Origin of the sequence: Methylobacterium sp. Leaf123, assembly GCF_001423405.1 — a bacterium.
Taxonomy (GTDB): domain Bacteria; phylum Pseudomonadota; class Alphaproteobacteria; order Rhizobiales; family Beijerinckiaceae; genus Methylobacterium.
On record NZ_LMNS01000003.1, the window covers coordinates 21,887 to 39,331 of the forward strand.

Annotated in this window: 16 protein-coding genes and 1 tRNA gene; 11 read left to right on the forward strand and 6 right to left on the reverse strand. The window is 68.0% G+C overall.

Annotation, left to right across the window (positions count from 1 at the left end):
• The first annotated feature begins 250 nt into the window (after positions 1-250).
• Positions 251-325: transfer RNA gene (locus ASF53_RS04370), tRNA-Val, on the forward strand.
• Between the two features lie 185 nt (positions 326-510).
• On the opposite strand, the gene oxlT is transcribed toward ASF53_RS04370, so the two are convergent.
• Positions 511-1,809: an oxalate/formate MFS antiporter gene (oxlT, locus tag ASF53_RS04375; protein WP_056194445.1), complete on the reverse strand. Its 1,299-nt coding sequence runs from the start codon at positions 1,807-1,809 to the stop codon at positions 511-513.
• A 618-nt stretch (positions 1,810-2,427) separates the two neighbouring features.
• Here oxlT and ASF53_RS04380 point away from each other — a divergent pair.
• The 4 genes from ASF53_RS04380 (at position 2,428) to ASF53_RS04395 (ending at position 7,639) form a co-directional block, all read left to right on the forward strand.
• Positions 2,428-3,810 carry an ethanolamine ammonia-lyase subunit EutB gene (locus ASF53_RS04380; protein WP_056194449.1) on the forward strand — a complete coding sequence of 461 codons (1,383 nt, stop codon included), beginning with the start codon at positions 2,428-2,430 and terminating at the stop codon, positions 3,808-3,810.
• Positions 3,807-4,589: an ethanolamine ammonia-lyase subunit EutC gene (gene eutC / locus ASF53_RS04385; RefSeq protein ID WP_056194452.1), complete on the forward strand. Its 783-nt coding sequence runs from the start codon at positions 3,807-3,809 to the stop codon at positions 4,587-4,589. The genes ASF53_RS04380 and eutC overlap by 4 nt, the downstream gene beginning before the upstream one ends.
• 445 nt (positions 4,590-5,034) lie before the next feature.
• Positions 5,035-6,765 (forward strand): dihydroxy-acid dehydratase, encoded by a 1,731-nt coding sequence (gene ilvD / locus ASF53_RS04390; RefSeq protein WP_056194456.1) that lies wholly within the window; start codon positions 5,035-5,037, stop codon positions 6,763-6,765.
• Positions 6,752-7,639 (forward strand): tetratricopeptide repeat protein, encoded by an 888-nt coding sequence (locus ASF53_RS04395; protein ID WP_056194459.1) that lies wholly within the window; start codon positions 6,752-6,754, stop codon positions 7,637-7,639. Before ilvD ends, ASF53_RS04395 begins: the two co-directional genes overlap by 14 nt.
• A gap of 45 nt (positions 7,640-7,684) precedes the next feature.
• Here the strand turns inward: ASF53_RS04395 and ASF53_RS27065 are convergent, their stop codons facing one another.
• Positions 7,685-8,410 carry a ClpX C4-type zinc finger protein gene (locus ASF53_RS27065; protein ID WP_502690553.1) on the reverse strand — a complete coding sequence of 242 codons (726 nt, stop codon included), beginning with the start codon at positions 8,408-8,410 and terminating at the stop codon, positions 7,685-7,687.
• A gap of 197 nt (positions 8,411-8,607) precedes the next feature.
• The gene (gene xth / locus ASF53_RS04405; protein WP_056194463.1) at positions 8,608-9,402 is read right to left on the reverse strand and encodes an exodeoxyribonuclease III; all 795 of its coding nucleotides are present in this window, start codon (positions 9,400-9,402) and stop codon (positions 8,608-8,610) included.
• Between the two features lie 159 nt (positions 9,403-9,561).
• Between xth and ASF53_RS04410 the strand changes: the two genes are divergently transcribed.
• The gene (locus ASF53_RS04410) at positions 9,562-10,221 is read left to right on the forward strand and encodes a ceramidase domain-containing protein (RefSeq protein ID WP_056194465.1); all 660 of its coding nucleotides are present in this window, start codon (positions 9,562-9,564) and stop codon (positions 10,219-10,221) included.
• A 126-nt stretch (positions 10,222-10,347) separates the two neighbouring features.
• Here the strand turns inward: ASF53_RS04410 and ASF53_RS04415 are convergent, their stop codons facing one another.
• The gene (locus ASF53_RS04415) at positions 10,348-12,279 is read right to left on the reverse strand and encodes a propionyl-CoA synthetase (protein WP_056194468.1); all 1,932 of its coding nucleotides are present in this window, start codon (positions 12,277-12,279) and stop codon (positions 10,348-10,350) included.
• Positions 12,280-12,499: 220 nt separating this feature from the next.
• Positions 12,500-12,676: a YdcH family protein gene (locus ASF53_RS24685; RefSeq protein ID WP_082482296.1), complete on the reverse strand. Its 177-nt coding sequence runs from the start codon at positions 12,674-12,676 to the stop codon at positions 12,500-12,502.
• A gap of 251 nt (positions 12,677-12,927) precedes the next feature.
• Here ASF53_RS24685 and ASF53_RS04420 point away from each other — a divergent pair, with 251 nt between their 5' ends.
• The gene (locus ASF53_RS04420) at positions 12,928-13,149 is read left to right on the forward strand and encodes a YdcH family protein (RefSeq protein ID WP_003603178.1); all 222 of its coding nucleotides are present in this window, start codon (positions 12,928-12,930) and stop codon (positions 13,147-13,149) included.
• 98 nt (positions 13,150-13,247) lie between these two features.
• On the opposite strand, the gene ASF53_RS24690 is transcribed toward ASF53_RS04420, so the two are convergent.
• Positions 13,248-13,424 (reverse strand): DUF3606 domain-containing protein, encoded by a 177-nt coding sequence (locus tag ASF53_RS24690; RefSeq protein ID WP_082482298.1) that lies wholly within the window; start codon positions 13,422-13,424, stop codon positions 13,248-13,250.
• Between the two features lie 300 nt (positions 13,425-13,724).
• Between ASF53_RS24690 and purE the strand changes: the two genes are divergently transcribed.
• The 4 genes from purE (at position 13,725) to ASF53_RS04440 (ending at position 17,427) form a co-directional block, all read left to right on the forward strand.
• Positions 13,725-14,222 (forward strand): 5-(carboxyamino)imidazole ribonucleotide mutase, encoded by a 498-nt coding sequence (purE, locus tag ASF53_RS04425; protein ID WP_015822543.1) that lies wholly within the window; start codon positions 13,725-13,727, stop codon positions 14,220-14,222.
• 17 nt (positions 14,223-14,239) lie between these two features.
• Complete coding sequence (locus tag ASF53_RS04430; protein ID WP_056194472.1) at positions 14,240-15,352, forward strand: 5-(carboxyamino)imidazole ribonucleotide synthase; 1,113 nt, start codon at positions 14,240-14,242, stop codon at positions 15,350-15,352.
• Positions 15,353-15,739: 387 nt separating this feature from the next.
• Entirely contained in the window at positions 15,740-16,600 is an 861-nt protein-coding gene (locus ASF53_RS04435) for a tetratricopeptide repeat protein (RefSeq protein ID WP_056194475.1), read from the forward strand.
• 446 nt (positions 16,601-17,046) lie between these two features.
• Positions 17,047-17,427, forward strand: coding sequence for a response regulator (locus tag ASF53_RS04440; protein ID WP_056194478.1), 381 nt, complete (start codon positions 17,047-17,049; stop codon positions 17,425-17,427).
• Positions 17,428-17,445 lie beyond the last annotated feature (18 nt).

The following is a 17,445-nucleotide window of genomic DNA, read 5'->3' on the forward strand; positions in this document are numbered from 1 at the left end:
CTGTTTGACCCGCCTCTCCCTCGCAATGCAGCCGTGAGGGCAACGGAGGGGAGATCGGCGGTCGGTCGTCCCGCGGTGCACTCTTAGCCGATTTTTGCCGCTCGCATGCAATGGGCCCCGGCAGTGATGGGTGGCGCGGGTGTTTCGACGGCGGGCATCAGATTCCGCCAAAGTCCCGCTTGCGGAGCCGCTCGGCACCGGCTATAGCCGCGGCCTCGCAGGACGCCGGGGCCACCCGGACAGCTTGCAGGGGCGCGTAGCTCAGCGGGAGAGCACTACCTTGACATGGTAGGGGTCACAGGTTCGATCCCTGTCGCGCCCACCATCCCACCCCGATGGGATGACCGAGTAGACCAAGGCTCCGGAGACGGGGCCTTTTTCTTTGGCCGATCGACACCCCCGATCGCGGGGCGGCGCGCCGAGGAAGCCCGTTTCAAAAGAAAAGCCCCGCCGTCTCCGGCGGGGCTTTCTTGTTCCGGCCTCCGCCCCCGAGGGAGCGGAGGTGTCGGCTCAGGCGTGGGCGAGCGCCGCGTTCGGCACCGCCGCGTTGTTGGCGAGGTGGTGCTGCTTCAGCATCGGCCGCAGGACGGCGATGGCAAGCGCCGCCGCGATCAGGTCCATCGTCGCCACCGTGTAGAGCACCGTCGACCACGTGCCCGTCGCCTGCATGATCAGGTTCCCGACCGGCACGAACAGCGCGGCAAAGCCCTTGGCGCAGTAGAGGACGCCGTAGATCTTGCCGATATGCTTCGAGCCGAAGGTGTCGGCGGCGGTGGCGCTGAACAGCGAGTACACTTCGCCCCAGGCCAGGAACACGATGCCCGACAGGATCACGAACGCCCAGGGGTTCGAGCCGAAATAGCCGAGCGCCACGATGCCGATGCCTTCCATCGCGAAGGCGATGAACATCGTCTTCTCACGGCCGATCCGGTCCGAGATGAAGCCGAAGAGCGGACGCGAGATGCCGTTCATGACGCGGTCCAGCATCAGGGCGAAGGGCAGCGCGGCCATGGCGAAGAAGTACAGGTTCACTTGGAAGTGCTTCACGCCGAGGTCGGTCGCGATGACGCCGAGCTGCGCCACCGCCATCAGGCCGCCGGTCACCGTGCAGGTGAACATCAGCAGCATGACGTAGAAGACCGGCGTCCGCAGCGCCTCACCGAGGGTGTAGTCGCGGCGGCTCTGCAGCACCTTGGTCGAGAACTTGACCTCGTCCTTGGCCGGCGAGCGCATGAAGATGGAGGCCAGGATGATGACGGTGCCCTGGATCAGGCCGAAGGTGAAGAACGCCTGGGCGTAGCTGCCGGCATCGATCATCTTGGCGATCGGGATGATCGTCAGGGCCGAGCCCGCGCCGTAGCCGCCCGCGGTGAGACCGACGGCGAGGCCGCGCTTGTCCGGGAACCACTTCAGGGCGTTGTTGATGCAGGTGGCGTAGACGCAGCCGACGCCGATGCCGCCGAGAACCGAGCCGATGTAGAAGCCGGTCAGCGAGGTGGCATAGGAGTTCATCACCCAGGCCGCGCCGGTCATCAGGCCGCCGAACATCACGACCCGGCTCGGGCCGTACTTGTCGATGAAGTAACCCTCGATCGGGGTCAGCCAGGTCTGGACGACGACGAAGATCGTGAAGGCCACTTGGATCGCGGCGCGATCCCAGCCGAACGTCTTCTGAATCTCGGGGACGAACAGGGTCCAGGCGTACTGGATGTTGGCCGCGGCCACCATGCAGATGACGCCGAAGATGATTTGCAGCCACCGGTTCGAAGACGGTACCGGCCGATCCGGGGCAATGGTCGACAATGCCATGAGCGTGCTCCCTCGTTCCTGCACAGACGTGAAGGCCTGTTGCGTAGGTTTGGCGTTTTGGTCTTGAGAAGCGTTCAGTGCAGGTTGTTGCGATTCCTCGTCTGCCCGCTGGGTCCGAGGGGCCGTCTCGTCCCGGGCATTGGTATGCATTATTTGGTATACCAGTCATGCAGGCAAGCGAAATAATGCCCAATCTGACACGAAAGTGACGGATCGGAAGGATGAAAAGTCGGAACTCACCGGGAAGCGCCTTGGCCCGCCTGCAAAAAATCGTGGATTGCCGGCCGCGGAGCGCCTGAGCCGACGTGATTCTGCACATGTCTCACCGCCGGCCGATGCGCAGCCGCCGACCTGTCGGCCGAATCACGGTGAGGAAGACGTCTTCTCGGCTCTTTCGGAAAACTTCGAGCGTGGCCCCATTGCCCGGAAACTTACGCTGGCGGATCACCGAATAGCCAGATCGCGCGCGGGCGTGCCGCGCCTTGCGTCGATCGACCTCGGGCGGGCGTCGTTCTTGCTTGATTGTGTGCGAGGTGGGCCGAACGCCCCTTCCGCGAATCCACCTCGACAGGTCTCGCGATCCTTGCATCCTGTCCGGCGAAGCCAAGGAGCCAGTCGATGCCCTATCGCCACACCGTTGGCCCCCGCACCCATGTCTTCGCCGATCTGGCGACGCTGATGGCGAAGGCGACGCCGGTGCGCTCCGGCGATTGTCTTGCGGGCATCGCCGCGGAATCGGCCGAGGAGAACATGGCCGCGCGCTGGTGCCTCGCCGAGGTGCCGCTCAAGGAGATCCTGGCCCGTCCGCTGATCCCCTACGACGAGGACGACGTCACCCGCCTGATCCTCGACGACCACGATGAGGCGGCGTTCGCCGAGATCGCCGCTCTGACGGTCGGAGATTTTCGCGAGTTTCTGCTGACGGCTTCCTCCGGGACGCTGGCGCGGATCGCACCGGGCGTGACGCCGGAGATCGCCGCCGCGGTGTGCAAGATCATGCGCAACCAGGATCTGATTCTGGTCGCGAAGAAGTGCCGCGTGGTCACCCGCTTTCGTAACACGATCGGCCTGCCCGGCACCCTCGCGGTGCGGCTCCAGCCCAATCACCCGACCGACGACCCGGCGGGCGTCACCGCCTCGATCCTCGATGGCCTCTCCTACGGCTGCGGCGACGCCGTGATCGGCATCAACCCGGTTTCCGATTCGATCCAGACGATGGGGACGCTGCTGCGTCTGTTCGACGGCATCATCGGCCGGCTGGAGATCCCGACCCAGGCCTGCGTGCTCACCCACGTCACGACGACGCTCGACGCGATGAACCGCGGCCTGCCGGTCGATCTCGTGTTCCAGTCGATCGCCGGGACGCAGCGCGCCAATGCGAGCTTCGGCGTCACGCTGCCGATCCTGCAGGAGGCGCATGAGGCGGCGCTCGCGCTCAAGCGCGGCACGCTCGGCGACAACGTGATGTATTTCGAGACCGGCCAGGGTTCGGCCCTCTCGGCGGATGCGCATCACGGCATCGACCAGCAGACCCTGGAGGCGCGCGCCTATGCCGTCGCCCGCCGCTACCGGCCGCTTCTGGTCAACACCGTGGTCGGCTTCATCGGGCCGGAATATCTCTACAACGGCAAGGAGATCATCCGCGCCGGGCTGGAGGACCATTTCTGCGGCAAGCTGATGGGCGTGCCGCTCGGCGTGGACGTCTGCTACACCAACCATGCCGAGGCCGATCAGGACGACATGGACACGCTCCTGACCCTGCTCGGGGCGGCGGGCTGCACCTACGTGATGGGCATTCCCGGCGCCGACGACGTGATGCTGAACTACCAATCCACCTCGTTCCACGATCAACTCTACATCCGCGAGGTGCTGGGCCTGAAGCGCGCGCCCGAATTCGAGGAATGGCTCGCCCGCATCGGCCTCACCGACGCGGACGGCATGCTCCTGCCCGGCGGGGCCGAGGCTCGCCTGCTCACCGCCGCGCCGGAACTGGCCGCATGAGCACGCAGACCGACACGCTCTGGCAGCGGCTGGCCCGCCTCACCCCCGCCCGGATCGGTCTCGGCCGCGCCGGGGCGGGCCTGCCGACCCGCGAAGTGCTGAAGTTCGGCCTCGCCCATGCCCAGGCCCGCGATGCCGTGCATACGCCGATGGACGCCGCCGCGATCGCGGGCGCCGTCGAGGCGCTGGGCTTTCCAACCGTGACCGTGACCTCCGGTGCGGAGGATCGCGCGACCTATCTGCGCCGCCCCGATTACGGACGCCGCCTCTCGCCGGGGAGCCTCAAATCCCTCTCCGATTCCGCGGCCGAACCCGTCGATCTCGCGATCGTGGTGGCGGACGGTCTCTCGGCGCGCGCCGTCCACGAGGGCGCCGCCGCGCTGCTCGCCGCCTTCAAGTCCCATGCGGAGGCGGCCGGCTGGCGCTTGGCGCCGGTCGTGATCGCTTGCCAAGCGCGCGTCGCGCTGGGGGACGCGGTCGGCGCGGCGCTGCGGGCCCGCGCGGTGGTGGTGGTGATCGGCGAGCGTCCCGGCCTGTCCTCGCCCGACAGCCTCGGACTCTACGTCACCTTCGATCCGAAGCCCGGACGCTCGGATGCGGAAAGAAACTGCATCTCAAACGTCCGGCCCGCCGGCCTCAGCTTCGAACTTGCCGCGTTCAAGCTGAATTGGCTCCTGACGCAGGCCTTCTCCCGCGGGCTGACGGGCGTGAACCTTAAAGACGAAAGCGATCGGTTGCTTGAGGCCGCCGCGCCTGATCCTGCCATCGGCGGGCGCTGAGTGAATTCGCCGGAGCAGGGGTCGACGTCCCGAAAAAACGGTGCCGGCTTCCAAAAGAAAACGTGTGTCGACATTGTCGAGGTCGTTCGCGAAGGCTGAATTGCACGCGCCGACGCAGCGGGAAATTTCGCTGAAAACAGCCCTCGTGCGGGACCGCGCGAGGGTGTGTGCGCGTTGATTTTGCGAAGTCTTTCCGAGGCCAGGGCAAGCTCGGCTGTTGCGGCCCCGACACACCGCGAAAGCAACCTGACTTTGCCTTGAGCTGTGCCTTTGAGCGCCGCAATCCCACCATAAACCGGGACGACTTCCGGGGTCGCGGTAAATGCTGTCGCTCCAACGCCTTACCGCAGAGTTTCGAGGACGTCGAAGGACGTTTTTCCGCGCTGAACCGTAACGGGCCGCGCGGACCTCGGGGGCGTAACGGGACCGGGGCACGAGATCAGCGATGGACGCGCGTCAGACCGACAAGTCGAAGCTGCCGAGCCGGCACGTGACGGAGGGGCCCGAGCGGGCGCCCCACCGCTCGTACCTCTACGCCATGGGTCTGACCACCGAGCAGATCCACCAGCCCCTGGTCGGCGTCGCCTCGTGCTGGAACGAGGCCGCGCCCTGCAACATCTCGCTGATGCGCCAGGCGCAGGCGGTGAAGAAGGGCGTCGCCGCCGCCAAGGGCACCCCGCGCGAGTTCTGCACCATCACCGTCACCGACGGCATCGCCATGGGCCATGGCGGCATGCGCGCCTCGCTGCCGTCCCGCGAGGTCATCGCCGACTCGGTCGAGCTGACGATCCGCGGCCATTCCTACGACGCCCTCGTGGGGCTGGCCGGCTGCGACAAGTCCCTGCCCGGCATGATGATGGCCATGGTGCGCCTCAACGTGCCCTCGATCTTCATCTATGGCGGCTCGATCCTGCCGGGCTCGTTCCGCGGTCGGCCGGTCACGGTGCAGGATCTGTTCGAGGCGGTCGGCAAAGTCGCCGTCGGCGACATGAGCCTCGACGATCTCGACGAGCTGGAGCGGGTCGCCTGCCCCTCGGCCGGCGCCTGCGGCGCGCAGTTCACTGCCAACACCATGGCCACCGTCTCCGAGGCGATCGGCCTCGCGCTGCCCTACTCGGCCGGCGCCCCCGCGCCTTACGAGATCCGCGACCAATTCTGCGCCGCCGCCGGCGAGAAGGTCATGGAGCTGATCGCCAAGAACATCCGCCCGCGCGACATCGTCACCCGCAAGGCGCTGGAGAACGCCGCCGCGACGGTGGCGGCCTCGGGCGGCTCGACCAACGCGGCGCTGCACCTGCCGGCGATCGCGCATGAATGCGGCATCGAGTTCACCCTGTTCGACGTCGCCGAGATCTTCCGCAAGACCCCCTACATCGCCGACCTAAAGCCCGGCGGGCGCTATGTGGCCAAGGACATGTTCGAGGTCGGCGGCATCCCGCTGCTGATGAAGACGCTGCTCGACCACGGCTACCTGCACGGCGACTGCCTCACCGTCACCGGCCGCACCATCGCGGAGAACCTCGCCAAGGTCGCCTGGAACCCGGATCAGGACGTGGTGCGCCCGGCCGACAAGCCCATCACCGTCACCGGCGGCGTGGTGGGCCTTCGCGGCAACCTCGCCCCCGAGGGCGCGATCGTGAAGGTCGCCGGCATGCCGCCCGAGGCTCAGGTCTTCACCGGCCCCGCCCGCGTCTTCGACGGCGAGGAAGCCTGTTTCGAGGCGGTGCAGAACCGCACCTACAAGCCCGGCGACGTTCTGGTCATCCGGTACGAGGGCCCGAAGGGAGGCCCCGGCATGCGCGAGATGCTCTCGACCACCGCGGCCCTCTACGGCCAGGGCATGGGCGACAAGGTGGCCCTCATCACCGACGGGCGCTTCTCCGGCGCGACCCGCGGCTTCTGCGTCGGCCATGTCGGCCCCGAGGCGGCCATCGGCGGGCCGATCGGCCTGCTGCGCGACGGCGACATCATCACCCTCGACGCGATCAAGGGCACGCTGGACGTGGCGCTCTCCGACGAGGAGCTGGCCCAGCGCCGGGCCGCGTGGACGCCACGGGGCAATGCCGCGACCTCCGGCTACCTCTGGAAATACGCGCAGTCCGTCGGACCCGCGGTGAACGGCGCCGTGACGCATCCGGGCGGCGCGGGGGAGACGAACGTCTATGCCGACATCTAGGACTGCCCCTTTCCGGCCCTTGTGGCCGGCCGGGGCCGATCCAGGTCGGCTCCGGGCGGGGCTTCTCGCCGGCTTCCTCGGCTTTGCGCTGATGCTCACGGCCGTCGATCCCGGCACCGCGCTCGACGCGACCGCCCGCACCCCGGTCCCCGAGAAGGGTTTTCGCTCGGGTCGCGATGCCTTGAGATCAGGCGTGCGCGACTACAACGCGGGCGACAAGCAGGGCGCCGTGCGGGCGCTGGAATACGCCGCCGACCAGGGCCAGACCTTGGCCTTGTGGAAGCTCGGCCGCATGTACGCGGACGGCGACGGCGTGCCTCACGACGACTTGAAGGCGTTCGAGTACTTCTCGCGCATCGCAGACGACAACACCGACGATTCGCCCGACACCCCGAATTCGGGCGTGGTGGCGAGCGCCTTCAACGCGCTCGGCACCTACTTCCTCGAAGGGATCAAGGGCACCTACGTGCGCCCGAGCGCCGAGCGCGCCTACGACATGTTCAACTACGCGGCGTCGTATTTCGGCGACCCCAACGCGCAGTACAACCTGGCCCGGCTCTATCTCGACGGCACCGGCGTCGAGCAGGATCCGCGCAAGGCCGCGCGCTGGTTCAACCTCGCCGCCGAGAAGGGCCACCGCCCGGCCCAGGCCCTGCTCGGCGACATGCTCGTCAACGGCACCGGCGTGCAGCGCCAGCCCGTGAAGGGGCTGACCTGGCTCGCCATCGCCCGCGGCGGGGCGCAGGGCGCGGCGGACACTTGGATCGTCAATCTCTACGACAAGGCCTGGGCCTCGGCCAACGAGGCCGACCGGGCGGATGCGATGGCCCAGGCGCAATCGCTGTCGACGGGCTCGACCCGCCGGCGGCGGTAAGCGATCCGGTCCCGTGGTGATCGGGACTGGACCGCATTGATCTGGTTAAGCTGGACGAGGATGGCCCGCATCCGGCGGGGGAGCTTCGATGAACGTGCTGCAGAGCACGATACATTCGTTGCAGATCGAGACCGCGGGTCCGGCGAGCAGCTTTGCGACCTGATCTTGGCTTTTCCCGCAGAACGAGCAGCGCAGGATCTGGCTAATCGCTTTCGCCTCCGTTCGCGTGATGCGCTTCGCCGGCTTTTCGAGCACCCGTGGCGGCTCTAAAACAACAGGAGTTTCCCCAGGCTCTGGTATGAACATCACGGTCAAATGCTCAATGATCTGAGTCGCCGGTCCGGTTGCTGCGAGGGAAAAAGAATACTGGCCCTTTTTTCCGGAAACTTCGAAGCGGCCGCCCGGAAAGGCGCTCAATTCCTGCGTGGTCCCGCTGCCCGCCTGTAGGAACAGGGTGTCTTCGGCGCGCGTGACGATGAGTAAGCGCCCATTGCCGGAGTCGTAGACGCCCGTGCAGCGATCCAGATCGACGTCGTTGATGTTCAGCCCGCGGTCGATCTGCCGATTCCCGAAGGATGCTCGCAAATCCCGCCAACTGCGAAAACCGTATTCGCGGGCGATGGTGTACTGAACCGTCGCCAGTTTCGCGGCCGGATCAGTGGCACGAAGCCGCCGCAACCGACCCTTTGCGTCGTTTTTCAGGTATTCGAGACTGGCGTCTTCCGGAAGTCTCGCGTGTGGGCGTGCATCCGCCGACGGTTCATCGACCATAAATCGTCCCTCCTAGAGGCCCGGGATCCGCACGGTCGGGCAGGAAGTCCGATCGAATGATCGAGAGAGACGAATGGGCTCAGCCCTTTACGCGGATCGTCGGCCTATCGTGAGGCCCCGCCGAAGCTAGGCAGCAGGCAAAACGAAGTCAACTTCCCCTTGTGCCGATCCCGGTTCATGTCGGCTGGATGGGCGGATCACCCGTCGCTCAGCTCCACCGTCACCGGCACGTGGTCCGAGGGTTTTTCCAGCCCGCGCAGGTGGCGCTGCACCGAGGCCGAGACGAGGCGGTCGGCGGCTTGCGGCGAGAGCAGCAGATGGTCGATGCGGATGCCTTGGTTCCGCGGCCAGCAGCCCGCCTGATAGTCCCAGAAGGTGTAGAGGCCGGCGCTCGGCTCGCAGGCCCGCAGGCCATCCGTAAACCCCTCCGCCAGCAGCGCTCGGAAGGCGCGGCGGGTCTCGGGCAGGAACAGCGCGTCCTGCGTCCAGGCGGTGGGGTCGGCGGCGTCCTCGGGCTCGGGGATGACGTTGAAGTCGCCCGCCAGCACCAGCGCTTCCTCGGTGGTCATCAGCGCGCGCGCATGCGCCCGCAGGCGGGCCATGAAGGCGAGCTTGTAGCTGTATTTCGGCCCCGGCGCCGGGTTGCCGTTCGGCAGGTAGATCGAGGCGACCCGCACCGGCGCCACGCCCTCGCCCTGCACCAGCGCCTCGATGTAGCGGGCCTGCTCGTCCTCGGCGTCGCCCGGCAGGCCGCGCAGCAACTGGGTGTACTGGAGCGGCGCACGCACCAGTAGGGCGACGCCGTTATAGGCCTTCTGCCCCAGCGTCTCGACCGCATAGCCCGCCGCCTCGATCTCCTCGCGGGGGAAGGACGCGTCCTGGCATTTCAGCTCCTGCAGGCAGACCACGTCGGGCTTGGCCTCGTCGAGGAAGCCCAGCAGGTGGCCGACCCGCTGCTTGATCGAATTGACGTTCCAGGTGGTGATCCGCATGGGGCGTGGGGAGGCTCGGCCGGAGGGGCTCCCGTCATCAAGCCTTAACGCGGCCCTGGCAAGGCGGCCGCCGCCTGTCGGGCGCGAAGCGCACCCTGCGGCGTGGAAGCCTGAGGCCGTGGACGCGGCCGCTTACGTTTGAGGCCGAGGACGACCCCAATGGACGCGTCGTGGTTTGAGTCGGTGCAGGGCTATTGCGAGCGCGGCGATGCCAGCTTCTGGGCCGAGCCGATCAATGCCCTGACGAACGGCGCCTTCCTGATCGCGGCCGGGCTCGCCGCGCGGCGCGCCCGCGGCGACGGACCCGTCCTGGCACTGGCCGCCGTGACCTTCGTGGTGGGGATCGGCTCGTTCCTGTTCCACACCCTGGCGAACCGCTGGTCGATGCTGGCCGACGTGATTCCGATCGCGGTCTTCATCTTCGGCTTCTTCGCCCTCGCCATGGCCCGCTTCTTCGGCTTCCGGCCGCTGGCGGCGACCGCCCTCACGCTGGCCTTTGCCGCCTTCAGCTTTGGCCTGACGCCGGCTCTCGATGTCCTCACCGGCCGCTCGGTTGCAGACCTCAGCAACGGCTCGGTCGCGTATGCTCCGGCGCTCCTGGCCCTCCTCGGCGTCGGCCTCGGTCTCCTGAAACGGGCGCCCGGCACCGCCCGCTCCGTGCTCGTGACCGCCGCGATCTTTCTCGCCTCGATCACCTTCCGGACGATCGATATGGGCATCTGTGCCCACCTGCCGCTCGGCACGCATTTCCTCTGGCACGTGCTCAACGCGGTGGTGCTCTACCGCCTGCTGATCGCCGCCACCCGGTTCCGGGCCTGAGGCCCTCGTTCCGGGATCGCAAAGGGATCATCCCTTTGCCGGGGTATTGGGGCGCCGCCCCGATTGCCCTTCACCAGGGCTCTGCCCTGGACCCGCGAAAGGACTTGTCCTTTCGAAACCTGGGCTTCAGCCTCCGATCCCGCGGGCCTTCAGGCTGTCGCCGATCTCCTCCAGCGTGGCCGGGTCCTCGATCGTCGGGGGCATCGAGAACGCCTCGCCGTCGGCGATGCGCTTCATCGTGCCGCGCAGGATCTTGCCCGAGCGGGTCTTCGGCAGCCGCCCGACGGTGAGCGCCAGCTTGAAGGCGGCCACGGGGCCGATCTCCTCGCGCACCCGCGCAACGAGTTCGCGCTCGACCGTCTCCGCGTCCTTGGCGACGCCGGATTTGAGCACGACGAAGCCGCAGGGCGCCTCGCCCTTGAGCGGGTCGCGGATGCCGATCACTGCGCATTCAGCGACATCCGGGTGCGCAGCGAGCACCGCCTCCATGCCGCCGGTGGAGAGGCGGTGGCCGGCGACGTTGATGATGTCGTCGGTCCGGCCCAGCACCGTGATATAGCCATCCGCGTCCACCACCCCCGCATCCGAGGTGTCGTAGTAGCCGGGGAAGGTGGCGAGATAGCTCTGGCGGAAGCGCGCGTCCGAGCCCCACAGGGTCGGCAGGCAGCCGGGTGGCAGGGGAAGCTTGAGGGCGATCGTGCCCATTGTGCCGGGGGGAACCGGCTTGCCGGCCTCGTCGAGCACGTGAAGGTCGTAGCCCGGCATCGGCTTGGCGGTGGAGCCGTACTTCACCGGTAGCCACTCCAGCCCGATCGGGTTGCCGGCGATCGCCCAGCCGGTCTCGGTCTGCCACCAATGGTCGATCACCGGCCGGTCCAGCGCCCGTTCGGCCCAGGCGACCGAATCCGGGTCGGCCCGCTCGCCGGCCAGGAACAGGGCGCGGAACCGCGAGAGGTCGTAGCCGGCGATCCGTTCAGCCCGCGGATCTTCCTTCTTGATCGCGCGCAGCGCCGTCGGGGCCGTGAACAAGGTCGCGGCGCCGTGCTCGGCGGCGACTCGCCAGAAGGCGCCGGCATCCGGCGTGCCGACGGGCTTGCCCTCGTAGAGCACCGTGGTGCAGCCGTGCAGCAGCGGCGCGTAGACGATGTAGGAGTGGCCCACCACCCAGCCGATGTCGGAGGCGCAGAAATAAACCTCGCCGGGCGCGACGCCGTAAAGGTTCGTCATCGACCACGCCAGCGCGACGCAGTAGCCGCCGCTGTCGCGCACCACGCCCTTGGGCCGCCCGGTCGTGCCGGAGGTGTAGAGGATGTAGAGCGGGTCGGTCGCGGCGACCGGCACCGGCTCGGCCCGCCGCCCGGTCTTGCGCGCCCGCGCCACGGTCTCCGCCCAGTCCCGGTCGCGGCCCTCGACGAGGCCCGCTTCCGCTTGCGGGCGCTGCAGGATCAGGCAGGCGTCGGGCTTGTGGGTCGAGCGGGCGATCGCCGCATCGAGCAACGGCTTGTAGGCGACGGTGCGGGCCGGCTCGATGCCGCAGGAGGCGGCCAGGATCACCTTGGGTGCGGCATCCTCGATGCGGGCGGCGAGTTCGTTGGCGGCGAACCCGCCGAAGACCACCGAGTGGATCGCCCCGATCCGGGCGCAGGCCAGCATCCCGAACAGGGCTTCGGGCACCATCGGCATGTAGATCACCACCCGGTCGCCCTTGGCCACGCCGAGATCCGCGAGGATGCCGGCGAGCACCGCGACTTCGTCGCGCAACTCCGCGTAGGTGATGCGGCGCTTGGTGCCGGTGACGGGCGAATCGTGGATGATCGCGGCTTGGTCGGCCCGCCCACCCTCCGCGTGCCGATCGACGGCGTTGCGGCAGACATTGAGCCACGCGTCCGGAAACCAGCGACCGTAGACGCCCTGCTCGGCATCGAAGGCGCGGGTCGGGGCAACATCCCAATCGATCACCGCCGCGGCCTTCAGCCAGAAGCCGTTCCGGTCCGCCAGCGAGGCGGCGTGGACGGCGGCATAGGCGCCCTCGGGCGCGGACGGCGTGGCGGCGGACATCGGCGTTTACTCGTGCGGCCTGTTGATCCGGCCTGTTCGAGGGGGATGATAGCGCGGTTTCGACCGCCGCGCCCCCAACCACGCGGTCTGGGAGACGTATGCTGCCTCAAAGCAGAACCGCCGCGCTGGTTGCCCAGGCGGCGGTCACGGTTTTGTCCGAGTCGGGAGAAGAAGTGGAGAGCCGGCAGCGCCTCCCGGGGCGAAGCCGGCCGGGGCGTCGCTAGTGGAGGGTCTCCCCGCGCAGGCGCTCGATTTCGTCCTTGAGGTGCAGTTTCTTACGCTTGAGTTCGGCGATGCGCAGATCGTCGCTGGCGAGGGACTGCATCGCGTGGTGAAGCTCGCGCTCGAGGGCTTCGTGCTTGGCGGCGAGCTGGCTCAAATGCGTCTGCAAGGACATGAGGTGTCGCTCCTGTCACAGTTTCCGACGGGGGTAGACTGGCACAGGATGGAGCACGTGTCGAAGCCATTCGGCGGCAAAGTGGATGGTTCGGTAACGGGGCCATTTCAAATCTTTTGGAGCGGGACGGTGCGCTGACCTTGGCCGTTTCAAGCTCCGACAAGACGGGAGAACCGGGTGCCCCGCCTTGCTCCGGCCGGAAGCTTGGCGCATGGTCGCGCCCGGTCCAGGCCGGTGGTGTGTTTCGAGCGATGATGGCGGACGAGATTGCCAACGACGCGGTCGCGGATCCGGCCGGTGAGCTGACGCGGTTGCGCGAAGAGCACCGGGATCTCGACGAAGCCATCGAGGCGCTGAAGGTCAGCGTCGCCGTCGATCAGCTTCAGTTGCAGCGACTCAAGAAGCGCAAGCTCGTGCTGCGCGACCGGATCACGCATCTGGAAGATCAGATCACGCCGGACATCATCGCGTAGCGCCAAAAGCCGGTTATCACCTTCCGGGATGATGCTCGCGCGGCAACGCCGGGAAGGTCGTGGCCTTCCCGGCGCAGCTTTTGTCGATCGGCGGATCGTTACTTGGCGAGGTAGGCCGAGACGCTCGACACCCGGGTTCCGACGAGCCGGACCGCCTTGCGCAGGCGCTCGTCGGAAACCTGAAGCAGGTCGGCCCAATGCTTCCGGGTGGTGCTGTCGTGGATGTCGATATGGGTTGCCGTGCGGGCGCGCGTGGTCTGGTCCGCGGAGGACATTGGGGGGCTCGCTGAGGTAAGGGGCCCGGCCGCTCATGGCCGTTTCCAGCACAACGCGGTCGGTCGGTTTCGGCTCCGCCCGGTTCGGCGAGAATCAGGCGATTTTCACAGGGTGTCACCGGTGCCGCCGCCCGACCTCGGTGCCATGCCAGGGGCGAGGCTCGCGCCTTAGGGCTGACCCGCCGCACAACTGCATTTCAAGTGTTTGCATCGTCTCGCCTTGCCGGGGTGCGGGCCCCCCTGTTATTCGGCCTTTTTGCGGGCCGACGGGCCCGCTTCCTCGTAATGGGCCAGACGACGATGCTGGGATCGCCCCCGGTCGCGATCATCATGGGAAGCCAGTCGGACTGGGCGACCATGCGCAACGCCGCCGAAACGCTGGATGCGCTCGGCGTCGCCTACGATGCCCGCATCGTCTCGGCCCACCGCACCCCGGACCGGCTGGTCTCGTTCGCCAAGGGCGCGCGGGAGGCCGGCTTCAAGGTGGTGATCGCGGGGGCGGGCGGAGCGGCGCACCTGCCCGGCATGACGGCGGCGATGACCTCGCTGCCGGTCTTCGGCGTTCCGGTCGAGTCGAAGGCGCTCTCGGGGCAGGACAGCCTGCTCTCCATCGTGCAGATGCCCGCCGGCATTCCCGTCGGTACGCTGGCGATCGGCCGGGCCGGGGCCGTCAACGCCGCCCTGCTCGCCGCCGCCGTGCTGGCGCTCACCGATGCCGGGCTCGCCGAGCGGCTCGATGCGTGGCGCGACCGCCAGACCGCCTCCGTCGCCGAACGGCCGGACCCCTCTCAAGCCTGACAACGACACGAAGCGCCATGGCCACTCCCCCCTCCTCGCCGCAGATCCGGCCCGGCGGCACCCTCGGCATCGTCGGCGGCGGCCAGCTCGGCCGCATGATCGCGCTCGCGGCGGCCAATTACGGCCTCAAGGTCCACATCTACGCCCCCGACGCCGACAGCCCGGCCTTCGACGTGGCCCATGCCCACACGCTGGCGCCCTACGACGACGCGGCGGCGCTCGCCGCCTTCGCCGATGCCTGCGACGTGGTCACCTACGAGTTCGAGAACATTCCCCACGCCACCGTCGCGGTGCTGGCCGAGCACGCGACCCTGCGCCCGAGCGCGACGGCGCTGCTTACGACGCAGGACCGCCTCTCCGAGAAGGATTTCGTGACGTCCCTCGGCATCCCGACCGCGCCCTACCGGACGGTCGATACGATCGAGGATCTCGTGCGGGCCCTGGAGGCGCTCGGTCGCCCCGCGGTGCTGAAGACCCGGCGCTTCGGCTATGACGGCAAGGGCCAGCGGATGATCCGCGAGGGCGACGATCCGGCCGCCCTCCTCGCCGAGTTCAAGGGCGCACCCTGCATCCTCGAAGGGTTCGTGCCGTTCGAGCGCGAAATCTCCGTGGTCGCCGCCCGCGGGCCGGACGGGACGTTCGCGGCCTACGACCCCTGCGCCAACGAGCACCGCGACCACATCCTCGCGCTCACCCGCGTGCCCGCTCCCGGCCTGACGCGGATGACGGGTGACGCGGCGGTCGCCATCGCCCGCGCCATTGCCGAGGCGCTCGACTATGTCGGCGTGCTCGCCGTCGAGATGTTCGAGATCGCCGGGCCCGAGGGGGCCGCCCGCCTCGTCGTCAACGAGATCGCGCCCCGCGTGCACAATTCCGGGCACTGGACCATCGAGGGCGCGCTGACCTCGCAATTCGCGCAAACCGTGCGCGCCGTCTGCGGCTGGCCGCTCGGCGACACCGCCCGCACCGGCGGCATGGCGGTGGAGATGGAAAACCTCATCGGCGCCGAGGCCGATGCTTGGGCGGAGCTGCTCGCGGAGCCGGGCGCCCATCTTCACCTCTACGGCAAGGCCGAGGCCCGCCCCGGCCGCAAGATGGGTCATGTCACCCGGCTCAAGTCGATCGACTAAAGCTTGACCATTCAATCTGTCGCCTCTCGGCAACAGCGAACTACAGTCGAGCCCGGTTCGAAGCGTTCGGCGAAAGCGTGAGGACACGGGCCACACCTTCGCCACATCCCGAGGTTTCAGCGGAGGGTACGGGGCGTCTGCGGAAGCATCGTGCGTGTTTGTCCGGTCTCAGGCCGGAGGGGCCCGCTGGATCTTCCCGGATTCGTTTCGCAAAACCGCCGCTCCACGGCTCGGCCCGCGCGGGCCCCGTCGGCGATGCGGATGTTTTGCGAGGCACTTTAAGCGCCCATTCACCGTGTTGCGGCAGCGTGCGCGCGACGGGATGATCCGGGCCTCAAGGGGCCGCCGCGGAAATCCGGGCAAGCGGGCGCGGGGGAGAACGGGACAATGATCGGGATGACGCTGGACGGACGCAAGGCGAGGCTGATCGGTGCCCTCGCGCTGACGGCCGCGGCGCTGGCCGGCTGCGAGACCTATGGCAGCGCGACGGCTCCGCGCCAATTCGCGGTGCTGGAGACCGACACGACGGGCGCCACCAACGTCAACATCGCCTCGCTCAGCGACGTGATCTCGCGCAACCCGTCGGATGCCGGCGCCTACAACACCCGCGGCGCGGCTTATGCCCGCGCGGGGCAGTTCGGCGAGGCGATCACCGACTTCTCGAAGGCGATCCAGCTCGATCCGAACTCGGCCTCGGCCTACAACAACCGGGCGCTGGCCTACCGCCAGACCGGCCGCGCCGATGCGGCGATGCAGGACTTCTCGAAGGCGATCGCCAACGATCCGAATTTCTCCGCCGCCTATATCGGCCGGGCGAACCTCGAACGCGCCCAGGGCGACCTCGACGGCGCGCTGAACGACCTCAATGTCGCGATCCGCCTCGCCCCGGAATCGGCCGAGGCCTACCACGCCCGCGGCCTCGTGCGGCAGAAGCAGAACCACAACCCGGAGGCGATCGGCGACTTCGCGGCGGCCATCGACCGCAATCCCTTCGTCGCCGCCCCCTATGCCGCCCGCGGCCAGAGCCTGATCTCGCTGGGCCAGTACGACAAGGCGATCGAGGACTTCAACGCGGCGCTGAACGTGAACGCGAAGGATGCCGGGTCCTGGGCCTATCGCGGGCTGGCCTACGAGAAGACGAACCGCCGCAAAGAGGCGAACGAGAGCTACCAGCAGGCCGCGCGCCTCGATCCCAACAACGCCGTGGCCAAACAGGGCGTCGGCCGCATGCAGGGCGGCCTGTTCTAGGGCATCGTCCCGAAAGGTGGTTGCCGGCTTTCGGAAAGAGACGATGCAAGAGTAAGGGCACCCCGACGGACGAACGCGGTTCGTCGAGAAACACGTGTCCTGACGGCTTGGAGCCGCCGGCCGATTGGGGCCGGCGGCTCCTTACGCATTTGGGCGAAGACTCGAAGAATCGCCTCGATCCACTGTGACCGGGCGCCTCTCTCCGGCCGCTTGCGGGCCGACGATCGCCGAACCGGCGACGCGAGGCGCTCTGCTCCGTGCCGGCGTGAGCGTCCTGTGATCCGGATAACCATCCGCCCGATAGGCTGGGAACCAACGCGGCCGCCTCGGGGTTGCGGGCAACTTGAAATCTGTGGGCAGGGCTCTCCCAAACCGATTTCGCGGTTTATACTCCCGTATCGAACGCGATCTTGAGCGTATCGGGGGGAGCGTAGAGGGAGGGGCCGATGTCGGACGGAGCCGAACTGTTCAACGGAAGGCATGTCCTCGTCGTCGAGGACGAATATTTTATCGCCGAAGACATACGGCGTGCGTTCGAAGAGCGGGGCGCCCAAGTGGTCGGCCCCGTGGGGAACATCGATGACGCTCTGGCGATGATCGAAACATGCCCGCGCATTGATGGCGCCGTGCTCGACATCAACCTGCGTGAGGTCATGGTCTTTCCGGTGGCCGACGCGCTCAGGGCGCGCGGCGTCCCCTTCGTCTTCGCCACCGGCTACGAGGAGAATGCCGTCCCGGCCCGCCTGCGGGACGCGCTTCATTGCGAGAAGCCGATCGATCCCGCGCGTCTGGCCAAGGCGCTGTTCGGCCAAGCCGTCGTCAGCTGAGCCGGAGCCAGCCCCGCT

Coding starts and splice junctions, on each gene's coding strand:
- oxlT (WP_056194445.1), bottom strand. CDS start 1,809: ATGGCATTGTCGACCATTGCCCCGGATCGGCCGGTACCGTCTTCGAAC.
- ASF53_RS04380 (WP_056194449.1), top strand. CDS start 2,428: ATGCCCTATCGCCACACCGTTGGCCCCCGCACCCATGTCTTCGCCGAT.
- eutC (WP_056194452.1), top strand. CDS start 3,807: ATGAGCACGCAGACCGACACGCTCTGGCAGCGGCTGGCCCGCCTCACC.
- ilvD (WP_056194456.1), top strand. CDS start 5,035: ATGGACGCGCGTCAGACCGACAAGTCGAAGCTGCCGAGCCGGCACGTG.
- ASF53_RS04395 (WP_056194459.1), top strand. CDS start 6,752: ATGCCGACATCTAGGACTGCCCCTTTCCGGCCCTTGTGGCCGGCCGGG.
- ASF53_RS27065 (WP_502690553.1), bottom strand. CDS start 8,410: ATGGTCGATGAACCGTCGGCGGATGCACGCCCACACGCGAGACTTCCG.
- xth (WP_056194463.1), bottom strand. CDS start 9,402: ATGCGGATCACCACCTGGAACGTCAATTCGATCAAGCAGCGGGTCGGC.
- ASF53_RS04410 (WP_056194465.1), top strand. CDS start 9,562: ATGGACGCGTCGTGGTTTGAGTCGGTGCAGGGCTATTGCGAGCGCGGC.
- ASF53_RS04415 (WP_056194468.1), bottom strand. CDS start 12,279: ATGTCCGCCGCCACGCCGTCCGCGCCCGAGGGCGCCTATGCCGCCGTC.
- ASF53_RS24685 (WP_082482296.1), bottom strand. CDS start 12,676: ATGTCCTTGCAGACGCATTTGAGCCAGCTCGCCGCCAAGCACGAAGCC.
- ASF53_RS04420 (WP_003603178.1), top strand. CDS start 12,928: ATGATGGCGGACGAGATTGCCAACGACGCGGTCGCGGATCCGGCCGGT.
- ASF53_RS24690 (WP_082482298.1), bottom strand. CDS start 13,424: ATGTCCTCCGCGGACCAGACCACGCGCGCCCGCACGGCAACCCATATC.
- purE (WP_015822543.1), top strand. CDS start 13,725: ATGCTGGGATCGCCCCCGGTCGCGATCATCATGGGAAGCCAGTCGGAC.
- ASF53_RS04430 (WP_056194472.1), top strand. CDS start 14,240: ATGGCCACTCCCCCCTCCTCGCCGCAGATCCGGCCCGGCGGCACCCTC.
- ASF53_RS04435 (WP_056194475.1), top strand. CDS start 15,740: ATGATCGGGATGACGCTGGACGGACGCAAGGCGAGGCTGATCGGTGCC.
- ASF53_RS04440 (WP_056194478.1), top strand. CDS start 17,047: ATGTCGGACGGAGCCGAACTGTTCAACGGAAGGCATGTCCTCGTCGTC.